Source organism: Nocardioides sp. (assembly GCF_004803405.1).
GTDB lineage: Bacteria > Actinomycetota > Actinomycetes > Propionibacteriales > Nocardioidaceae > Nocardioides > Nocardioides vastitatis.
The window spans coordinates 19,759-29,351 of sequence record NZ_SSXI01000206.1 but is presented as its reverse complement, the minus strand read 5'-3'; the positions used below and the strand labels follow the sequence as shown (position 1 = coordinate 29,351).

Below are 9,593 nucleotides of genomic sequence, written 5' to 3'. Positions count from 1 at the left end.
CGAGGGGGCGCGGTGTGCGGCGCGAGGGGGCGCGGTGTGCGCCGCGAGGGGGCGCGGTGTGCAGCGGACCGTCCGTTTCGGTGTCACTCGACACGCCAACTTCGCGGCCATCCGCTGTGGACAACCCTCCTCATCCACAGGCGGCGTACGACGCCGGCCGGGCGTCGTACGGCGGGGCCGATGCTCTCACCATGTCCGAGCTCACCCTTCTGGGCGGCCAGCCCTTCACCACGGCGATGGCCGTCGCAGCCGGGTTGTCGCGGGGGCGACTCCGCTACCTGAGAGAGACCGGCGTCGTCCGGCACGTGCTGCACGATGTCTACGTCGCCGCCTCGGCGCCCGACTCGTTGTGGCTCCGCGCTCGCGCAGCGGCGCTCGTCCTGCCCGCCCACGCCGTGGTGAGCGACCGCTGCGCGGCCTGGCTACACGGCATCGATGTCCTCGACCTCGCCGAGCAGGATCTGATCCCGCAGCTGGAGGTGGTCTCGGTGGCGGGTAAGGAGCGCTCACGACGGACGGGGATCTATGGCGGCCAGCGAGACCTCCCCGGCTGCGACGTGATGGTCGTCGAGGGCGTCAACGTCACCACTCCGATTCGCACGGCATGCGACATCGCATGTCTGCGGGGGCGCTACCGGGCGATCGCGACGATCGACGCGTTCCGTCGGAGCTTCGGCCTCACCGAGCAGGACTTCCTGCGCATGCTGCCGCGCTTCGCGAAGCGCCGCGGCGTGAAGCAGTTGCGCGAGCTGATTCCGCTGTCGAGCGACGACGCGGACTCGCAGCCCGAGTCGTGGATCCGGTTGATGATCCACGACGAGGGGTTACCGATGCCGGCCGCTCAGGTGTGGGTCGAGGTTCCTGGCTGGGGCCGCGCGAGGATCGAGAACGCCTACGAGCACCTGCGGACCGCGGTGGAGTACGACGGCGAGGAGCACCACACCCTCACCGCCGATCGGGACCACGACCGCGATCGCCGAGCGGCACTTCGGGACGCGCTGGGCTGGCACATCATCGTCGTACGGAAAGACGGACTGGCGGCCCAGCCGCGCGACATGTGGCTGCGCGAGCTCCGCGCGAAGATCGCGGAGCGCACGCCCGCCACTCCTCCGAAGCGGATCTACTCCCGCGGCCCGGACGACCCGAACTATCCACGCCGGCGCCCGAGGCGAACGGGCTGACGACCGCACACCGCGCCCCCTCGCTCCGCACACCACGCCCCCTCGCACCGCACACCACGCCCCCTCGCACCGCACACCGCGCCCCCTCGCACCGCACACCGCGCCCCCTCGCGCTATTTGCGGCGCCTGCGGGCCCGGGTGACACCGACCAGGCGGGGGCCGGCGAGGCGCTGCTCGACACGGCGGGCCTCGCGGACCACGGGCTGGGCGACGTACTCACCGAGGATCACTCCGGCGGCGAGGGCGATGGCGACGGAGGCGGCGGTGGCCATGGCGAGCAGTCCGTCGGCGACCCGGGTTCCGCCCTCCTCCCCGAGCAGGAAGAGGCTCCGATAGATCGAGAGGCCGGGCAGCAGCGGCACCACGGCCGAGACCACCACGACCAGCGGCGGCACCCGGAACCGGCGCCCGACGGCGTACCCGAACAGGCCGATCAGGAACGCCGAGACGCCCACCGCCCACGGCCGGCCGAAGCCCGCCTCGGCGACGAATTCGGTGACCACGATCCCGACGCCGCCGAGCAGGCCGACCGGCACCAGGATCCGCCACGGCGCGTACGAGGCGAACGCGAAGGCTGCGGCGGCGAGGCCGCCGCCGAGCACGGCAGCGGTCACCCCGACGAGGTTGAACTGCGGCAGGGACAGCCCGGATATCTCCAGGCCTATCGCGGCGCAGAGGCTCAGCCCCCCGCTGACGCCGGCGATGATGCCCGCGGTCGCCAGGACGGCCTCGAGGATCCGCGCGCCGCCGGTCACGAAGAACCCCGACAGCGCGTCCTGGATCGCGCCCATGAAGCCGATGCCGGCCAGCAGCATGATGATGTTGGCGGTCACCACCAGCGAGGCGTTGAGATGCACGAACGGCTCGGCGAGCCGGGTGCCGACCGCCGCCAGCACCGTCGCGACCACCCCGCCCGCGACCTGCTGGTAGAAGACCGGGAGCCGTCGCCGGGTCATCAGCAGCTGGAGCCGGTCGATGCAGATCGCCGCCAGCAGGGCCACGAGCACGACAACGGCCCCGCCGCCCAGTTGCAGCGCGATTCCGGCGCACATGGCACCCCAGCCGAGCGTCGCCGCCCAGCGCGGCCGGGCGTGGCCGGAGGAGACGATCTGCGCGAGCTCGGTCCGGGCGCCGTCGAGGTCCTTGCGACCGGCCGCCACCTCGCGGACCAGGTGGTCGACCCGGGTGAGGTCCTCATAGTCGATCTCCCGCTGCGTGACCTGCCGGATCTGCATCACCGGCGGCTCGTCGGGGTCGAGCTGGACGCTCATCGCGAGCGAGGTGAAGGTGACGTCGATCTGCGACTGCCGCACCCCCAGCGCCCGCGACAGCGCGCGCATCGTCGCCACCACGTCCGCCGCCCCCGCACCGGAGGACAGCAGCACCTCGCCGACCTTGAGACACAGGTCGAGCGTGCGGTGGAGGGTCCGGGTTCCATCCATCGGGCCATGCTGGCAGGTCTTTGGTAGACATCCTCCATGCACCCCGGGACGCCGATCCGCGTCGAGATCACCAAGTGGGGCGAACGTCCGCACTGGACCTACGAGGGCACCTGGCTCGGCTCCGACGAGCACGGCGAGTGGCTCGGGTTCCCGGTCGGCACGCACTACCAGCGACCTGGGATGGAGTTCGTCGCGAACTTCGGAAGCGTGGTGCTGGTGCCGAGAGGCGGACGGGCGTTCCTCGCCGGCTTCAACGACGAGCGAGCGGTCGCCAGGATGTACGTCGACATGGCCACGCCGGCCCAGTGGGACGGCACCGTCCTCCGGTCGGTCGACCTCGACCTCGACGTCGTGATGCTCCAGGACGGCACGATCTACCTCGATGACGAGGACGAGTTCACCGAGCACCAGACGGCTTACGGCTACCCCGCGGAGATCGTGGCGATGGCGGAGTCGTCGGCCAGCAGGGTCCTGGCCGCCGTACGCGCCAAGGAGCCGCCGTTCGACGACACGGCGCAGCGCTGGCTGGACCTCCTAGTCTGATGGTGTGCGCATCGACTTCCACGGGTCACCCGAGCCAACGCTGGGGGTGGAGTGGGAGTTCGCCCTGGTCGACCGGCGCACCCGCGACCTTCGCAACGACGCCGCCCACCTGTTCGCGCGGGCCAAGCCGCGGATGCCCGATCCCACCAAGCTCCACAAGGAGCTGCTGAAGAACACCGTCGAGGTGGTCACCGGCGTCTGCACCACCGTGGGCGAGGCGATGACCGACCTGCGCGACACCCTGAGCTACGTCACCGAGGCCGCGGACGACCTCGACCTCGACCTGTACGGCGCCGGCACCCACCCCTTCGCGTCCTGGACCCGGCAGCAGCTCACCGAGGGGCATCGCTACGAGGAGCTGATCAACCGCACTCAGTGGTGGGGCCGCCAGATGCTGATCTGGGGCGTCCACGTGCACGTGGGCGTCCCCGAGCAGGCGCGGGTGATGCCGGTTCTCACCGCGCTGCTCGCCTACTACCCCCATCTGCAGGCGCTCTCCGCGTCTTCGCCGATCTGGATGGGAGTCGACACCGGCTACGCGTCCAACCGGGCACTGATGTTCCAGCAGCTGCCGACCGCCGGACTGCCGTTCCAGTTCCAGACGTGGCAGGAGTTCGAGTCCTTCGCGCACGACCAGATCACCACCGGAGTGATCGACGAGCTGAGTGAGATCCGTTGGGACCTCCGGCCCGCGATCAAGCACGGCACCCTCGAGAACCGGGTCTGCGACGGCGTCTCGACCTTCACCGACATGCAGGCGCTGGTCGCGCTGATGCATTGCCTGGTGGTGTGGCTCGACGGCCGCGCTGCCGCCGGCGAGACGCTGCCGTCGATGCCGCCGTGGCACGTCCAGGAGAACAAGTGGAGGGCCGCGCGCTACGGCGTCGAAGCGATCGTCATCCTCGACGCCGACTGCAACGAGCGGCTGGTCACCGACGACCTCGCAGACCTGATCCCGCAGCTGCAACCGACCGCCGAGCGCCTGGGATGCGAGGCGGAGCTGGCGTCAGTGCTGGAGATCCCGGCCCGCGGGGCGTCGTACGTCCGTCAGCGCGCGGTCGCCGCGCGCACCGACGGCGACCTGGTCGCCGTGGTCGACTCGGTGGTGTCTGAGCTGCGCGCCGAGATCGATCAGTAGGGCCCCGACGTCGCCGCATCGGTCGGGCGCGTCTTGTGACCGCTGTCACGACACGCAAGGATCGAGCATCCGCGACGAAAGGTGCTCCCCGTGGTCTCTGTCCCGAGCTTCCGCCCGATCGACCCGACCTCGAGTGCGTTCCTGCTGGCCGAGAGTCGCAGCCAGCCGATGCACGTCGGAGCGTTGCAGCTGTTCGAGGACCCCGCGGACGCAGGACCGGACTTCAGCCGCCAGATGTACGAGTCGATGCGCGACACCGACAAGGTCGCGCCGCTCTTCCTCAAGCACCCGCACCGCTCGGTGAGGACGGGCGGCACCCTGACCTGGCGCGAGGACGACCAGTTCGACATCGAGCACCACCTGCGGCACAGCGCCCTCCCCCAGCCCGGCCGGGTCCGCGAGCTGCTCGAGCTGTGCGGCCGACTGCACTCGACCCGGCTGGCGTGGGAGCGGCCGCTGTGGGAGATGCACGTGATCGAGGGGCTGGCCGACGGTCGGGTCGCGCTCTACACCAAGATCCACCATTCGCTCGTCGACGGGATCTCCGCGATGCGGCTGCTGGCGAGCGTGCTGACGACGGACCCCGATCGGCGCGGCATGAAGGCGCCCTTCGCCGACGGCGCTGCGCAGCGACACAGCCCGGCGCCGGCTCCGGGCCCCGACGCCGATCCCGGTGGACTGCCTGCTGTGGTCGCCGGCGCTGCGGCCGATGCGGCCGGCACCGCGGTGGAGGTCGTCAACACGGCTGCCAAGTCGCTTGCGGACCTGCCCGCGGACGTCGTACGCACCGCCCTCGGGATCAGCTCGGAGGCGGCCGGCATGCCGATGGCGCTGGTGAGGACGCTGCGCAAGGGGCTGCGGAACGAGACGTCCGCCGTCTCCCTGGCGGCCCCGCGGACGATCTTCAACCAGTCGATCACCGGGTCGCGGCGGTTCGCAGCGCAGGACTGGCCGGTGGAGCGGCTGCGAGCGATCGGCAAGTCGACCGGGACCACCATCAACGACGTGGTGCTGGCGATGTGCAGCGGCGCCATGCGGACCTACCTCACCGAGCTCGACGCGCTCCCCGACCAGCCGATGGTCGCGATGGTGCCGGTCGGGCTGAAGGCGAAGGAGGCCAGCACGGCCTCATCCGAGGGCGGCAACGCCGTCGGCTCGGTGATGGTGCGGATGGCGACCGACCTGACCGACCCCGCCGATCGGCTCCTGGCGATCCATCGCTCGATGCAGGACGGCAAGGAGGCGCTGTCGTCGATGACGCCGGCCCAGATCGTCGCGATGAGCGCGATCGGCATGGCGCCCTCGATCGTGGTGCCGATGCTGAAGATGCAGGGCTTCGTCCGGCCGCCGTTCAACCTGATCATCAGCAACGTGCCCGGTCCGCGCTCCCCGCACTACTGGAACGGGGCCCGGCTGGTCGGCAACTACCCGCTGTCGATCCCGATCAACGGGATGGCGCTCAACATCACCTGCACGTCCTACGACGACAAGATGGGCTTCGGCCTGACCGGCTGCCGACGGACGGTCCCCCGGCTCCAGCGGCTGCTCGCGTTCCTCGACGACGAGCTGGGTGCGCTGGAGGAGGCTGCCGGGGTCTCGTGACGGTCGCTGCGCGACCTCCTCGGCCAGCGGTCAGAACTCCCGGAAGCCGCCGCCGACCCGCTGGGCGACCGCCTGCAGCCGGGCCCGGGTGACGGCCGAGACCGTCGGGTAGCCCGCCAGCGCGGCGTTGCTGCCGGCTCGTGTCGGCTCGGCGGAGTTGATCGACAGGCAGGTACGACGCCCTCCGTCGGCCGCGTTCGCGAGGGCCACCGCGTGCCCGGTGGTGCCGCTGCCGGCGAAGTAGTCGATGACGCGGCAGTCGGGCGGCATCGTGTCGAGGATCCGCCGCACCAGCCCGGTCGGCTTCGGCGACTCGAAGACGTGGCCGAGCACGGACTTCAGCTCGGCCACCGCCGTGTCGGTGGAGCCGACCTCCTCGGCGAGCCAGACGGTGCGGAGCTTCTTGCGCCGGCCCTTGCCGTCGTGGCTGACATGCAGCCAGTCGCGCTGGAAGACGTCGACGCGGTCCCCGGTCGCGCCCCGGACCACCCGGCATTCCAGGTCGTCGGGGCGGGCGTCGATCCGTGGCCGCGACCAGCGCCAGACCGCCGGGGACCCGTCGCCGAACACCGGTTTGATCTCGACCGCCCCCTCGAAGGGCTCGGTTCGGACCTGCCCGGTCTCCAGCGACGCCCACACCGCGAAGTGGAGGGTGGGCGCGGTCATCGGGTTGAACTTCTTGTTGGTGTTGCGCAGCGGCAGCCGGCGGTAGCGCCGCCCGTCGGCGGCCAGCAGCGGGAAGTCGGACTCCACCACCGTCGTCGGTGAGGATGCGTCGAGCACGCAGCGGTCGGCGTCCTTGGCGTAGGCGAGCAGGTACTCGTGGGAGGTGGCGAAGCCGCGGCCCAGCTGCCGGCCCTTGGGATTCAGGTTCGCCACGATCTGCGCCAGAAGGTTCGCCTCGCCGAACACCTCGTCCATCAGCAGGCGCAGGTGGGCGACCTCGTGGTCGTCGATGCTGACGAAGATGGCCCCGGTATCGGCCAGCACGCGGCGGCCCGCCTCGAGCCGGGGCCGCATGAACGCCAGCCATGCCTCGTGGCGCCCGGCCAGCCCGGCGCCCCGGTCGCCCCGGAAGTCGTCGCGGTAGGCGAAGTCGTTGCCGGTGTTGTAGGGCGGGTCCAGGTAGACCAGGTCGAAGGAGCCCTCCGGCAGCGTCGGCAGCACGTCGAGGTTGTCGCCCTCGGCGAAGGTGTTGCACACCCGCCCGTCTGATTCAGCCGCCACCCGCCCATCGTGGCAGGCTCGCCCCGTGCCACGCCGTACCTTCACCCGGGCCGAGCTCGAGTCGTTCCGCGACGCCGAGGTGCCCGACCTCCTGCCGACCAGGCCCGAGCACCGGCTGCGGCTCCTGTTCGTGGGCATCAACCCCGGGCTCTGGACGGCCGCGACGGGCACCCACTTCGCTCACCCGGGCAACCGGTTCTACCCGGCGCTGCTGCTGGCCGGCGTGATCGACCACCCGGTCGACCCGGCCGACGGCATGACGGACGAGGACCGCGACCGCCTCCGGGCACGTGGCATCGGCATCACCAACCTGGCCCCCCGGGCGACCGCGAAGGCCTCCGAGCTCACCAGCGAGGAGCTCCGCGAGGGCGGCGAACGGCTGGCCCGGCTCGTCGCCGCCCAGAGGCCCCGGGTGGTCGCGGTCGCCGGGATCACCGCCTACCGCACGGCGTTCGGGCTGCCGAAGGCCGTGCCGGGCCGCCAGCCCCACGACCTGGCCGGCGCCGAGCTGTGGGTCGTCCCCAACCCGAGCGGCCTCAACGCGCACGAGACCGTGACGTCGCTCGCCGACGCCTACCGACGGGTCGGCGAAGCGGCCGGTGTGGTGTCCAGTGCCCGTCGCACGGTGGTCGGAGCGGTCATCCTCGACGGACCGGCCGGCGGCGTACGCCGCGTGTTGGCGGCCCGCCGCACGACCCCTCCGGAGCTGGCGGGCCGCTGGGAGTTCCCCGGCGGCAAGGTGGAGCTGGGCGAGACACCCCGGGACGCGCTGGTCCGCGAGGTCCACGAGGAGCTCGGTGTGACGATCGCGGTGGGCGACGAGCTGTCCGACCTCGGGCGCGCCTGGCCGATCTCGGACGTCCACGAGCTGCGCCTGTTCCTCACCACCGTGGTGGCCGGTGAGCCCAGGCCGGGCGACGACCACGACGCGGTCCGGTGGCTCGGCAGCGACGAGCTCGACGACGTCGAATGGCTGGACTCCGACGTCCAGGCCCTGGGCGCGGTCCGCGAGGTGCTGGTCCGAACGGCAACTCGCGACGCACAATGAACCCATCCTGAGTCTCGGCCGCTGCCCGGAAGCGAGGTGATGACGGTGACCTTCACCCAGGTCGCGCTGCTCAACGCCTCCTACGAGCCGCTCGGGACGGTGACCTTCCAGCACGCCGTGCGCATGCTCTGGCGCGAGGTCGCCACCGTCGAGGAGGCACACCAGGCACCCACGGGCGAGGTCCGCATGATCGGTCCTCACCCGTGGCCGAAGGTGATCCGGCTGGTCCGCTACGTAGCCGCGCAGTGGATGCACCGGCCGGCCGGATACACGAGGCGATCGGTGCTGCTGCGCGACCGGCACCGCTGCGCCTACTGCGACGGACGGGCGACCACGGTCGACCACATCGTCCCGCAGTCCCGCGGGGGGAGCTGGTCGTGGCTGAACACCGTGGCCGCCTGCGAGCGCTGCAACAGTCGCAAGGGCAACCGGACCCCGTCGGAGGCCGGCATGCACCTGCGGCTGCGGCCCTACGTCCCGACCCGCGCGCAGCTCATCCGGCGCTGACCCCGCCCGGCACGGCGCGGAGGGAGCTCCGGACAGGGGCGAAGCCGGGGCCCGCCAGCCCCGCGGGACCCCGGCTCCTTCTTGTCCCCCGGGCCGTATCCCCCCTCGACGGCCCACGGTCCGGGAGACCGTGCAGGGGTGCACGAGGCACCCGGTCAGGGCAGGATGCTGATCGCCTTGATCGCGTCCTTGGCGCGGTCCTTGATCGCGGCGAACGGTCCGAGCACGAGCTGCGCCGCCGTCGACCCCGCAGCGCTCGGGTGCGGATGGGTGGGCGCCACCTTCTCGGCCGCGCGCACCTCCAGGCCCATCGCTCGTCGTACCTCGGCGTCGTAGGCCTGGAGGATGATCGGGAACTCCTCCTGCTCCTCGGCCTCGGCATGCTGGAGCACGGCGTGTTCCAGGGTGGCGAGGCGTACGTCGAAGTCCGGATCGCCCACGTCGACCTCCTCGAGCTCCTTCAGCACCTCCGTTGCCGCCGCCTCCTCCTCGTTGCGGGCCGCGGCGATGGCCTCGGCCCCCTCACCACTGGTGGAGGTCATCGGCCGGAGCACGAGCTCCTCGGCCGTCTCGTGCACGGCCAGCAGCGCCCGCAGCTCGTCGAAGAGCTCCTGTTTGCGCGCGCCGGCGGAGTCCGTGATCGCAGGGAACAGCTCGCGGATGCGGGCGTGCTGTTCCAGCAGGATCCGGACCACGTCCCCCTCGGGCAGCTCGGCGGCCTTCTGGCGGTCCTCAGCAGCGGTCCCCATGACGCTCCTCCTGTCGGACGGTCAGTTCGAACCCGCGGTACCCGACCCCCCGCAACGACATACCGGACCCTGAGGGTGCCCCGGCTCACCGCAGCCGGGCCTCCTCTGGAGCGGGGAGCCGGCCCCGCGTCGCGACCAGCACGACGACGTCACGCA

The 9,593-nt window shown here is 71.6% G+C and carries 9 protein-coding genes; 6 read left to right on the top strand and 3 right to left on the bottom strand.

Annotated features, from left to right (window positions below; translation table 11 throughout):
- Positions 1-191 precede the first annotated feature (191 nt).
- Positions 192-1,181: a hypothetical protein gene (locus E7Z54_RS14310; protein ID WP_136434785.1), complete on the top strand. Its 990-nt coding sequence runs from the start codon at positions 192-194 to the stop codon at positions 1,179-1,181.
- Between the two features lie 113 nt (positions 1,182-1,294).
- Here E7Z54_RS14310 and E7Z54_RS14305 read toward each other — a convergent pair whose 3' ends face one another.
- Positions 1,295-2,623, bottom strand: a complete 1,329-nt coding sequence (locus E7Z54_RS14305; RefSeq protein ID WP_136434783.1) for a threonine/serine ThrE exporter family protein — start codon at positions 2,621-2,623, stop codon at positions 1,295-1,297.
- Between the two features lie 36 nt (positions 2,624-2,659).
- Between E7Z54_RS14305 and E7Z54_RS14300 the strand changes: the two genes are divergently transcribed.
- The 3 genes from E7Z54_RS14300 to E7Z54_RS14290 all read left to right on the top strand — a co-directional run bounded on the left by E7Z54_RS14300 (position 2,660) and on the right by E7Z54_RS14290 (position 5,906).
- On the top strand, positions 2,660-3,166 hold the full coding sequence (locus E7Z54_RS14300; RefSeq protein ID WP_136434782.1) for a DUF402 domain-containing protein: 507 nt from the start codon (positions 2,660-2,662) through the stop codon (positions 3,164-3,166).
- A 4-nt stretch (positions 3,167-3,170) separates the two neighbouring features.
- Positions 3,171-4,304, top strand: coding sequence for a glutamate--cysteine ligase (locus E7Z54_RS14295; RefSeq protein WP_136434780.1), 1,134 nt, complete (start codon positions 3,171-3,173; stop codon positions 4,302-4,304).
- 90 nt (positions 4,305-4,394) lie between these two features.
- Positions 4,395-5,906, top strand: coding sequence for a WS/DGAT/MGAT family O-acyltransferase (locus E7Z54_RS14290; protein ID WP_240769689.1), 1,512 nt, complete (start codon positions 4,395-4,397; stop codon positions 5,904-5,906).
- Positions 5,907-5,936: 30 nt separating this feature from the next.
- Here E7Z54_RS14290 and E7Z54_RS14285 read toward each other — a convergent pair whose 3' ends face one another.
- The gene (locus tag E7Z54_RS14285; RefSeq protein WP_240769688.1) at positions 5,937-7,133 is read right to left on the bottom strand and encodes a site-specific DNA-methyltransferase; all 1,197 of its coding nucleotides are present in this window, start codon (positions 7,131-7,133) and stop codon (positions 5,937-5,939) included.
- Between the two features lie 25 nt (positions 7,134-7,158).
- On the opposite strand from E7Z54_RS14285, the gene E7Z54_RS23785 reads away from it, so the two are divergent.
- Both E7Z54_RS23785 and E7Z54_RS14275 read left to right on the top strand, forming a co-directional pair.
- Positions 7,159-8,181: a uracil-DNA glycosylase family protein gene (locus tag E7Z54_RS23785; protein WP_240769687.1), complete on the top strand. Its 1,023-nt coding sequence runs from the start codon at positions 7,159-7,161 to the stop codon at positions 8,179-8,181.
- Positions 8,182-8,226: 45 nt separating this feature from the next.
- Positions 8,227-8,688, top strand: a complete 462-nt coding sequence (locus E7Z54_RS14275) for an HNH endonuclease (RefSeq protein WP_240769686.1) — start codon at positions 8,227-8,229, stop codon at positions 8,686-8,688.
- A gap of 155 nt (positions 8,689-8,843) precedes the next feature.
- On the opposite strand, the gene E7Z54_RS14270 is transcribed toward E7Z54_RS14275, so the two are convergent.
- The gene (locus E7Z54_RS14270; RefSeq protein WP_136434774.1) at positions 8,844-9,437 is read right to left on the bottom strand and encodes a hemerythrin domain-containing protein; all 594 of its coding nucleotides are present in this window, start codon (positions 9,435-9,437) and stop codon (positions 8,844-8,846) included.
- Positions 9,438-9,593 lie beyond the last annotated feature (156 nt).

What these genes read in the sequence shown, in the direction of transcription:
- E7Z54_RS14310 (WP_136434785.1), top strand. Translation starts at nt 192, where the DNA reads ATGTCCGAGCTCACCCTTCTGGGCGGCCAGCCCTTCACCACGGCGATG.
- E7Z54_RS14305 (WP_136434783.1), bottom strand. Translation starts at nt 2,623, where the DNA reads ATGGATGGAACCCGGACCCTCCACCGCACGCTCGACCTGTGTCTCAAG.
- E7Z54_RS14300 (WP_136434782.1), top strand. Translation starts at nt 2,660, where the DNA reads ATGCACCCCGGGACGCCGATCCGCGTCGAGATCACCAAGTGGGGCGAA.
- E7Z54_RS14270 (WP_136434774.1), bottom strand. Translation starts at nt 9,437, where the DNA reads ATGGGGACCGCTGCTGAGGACCGCCAGAAGGCCGCCGAGCTGCCCGAG.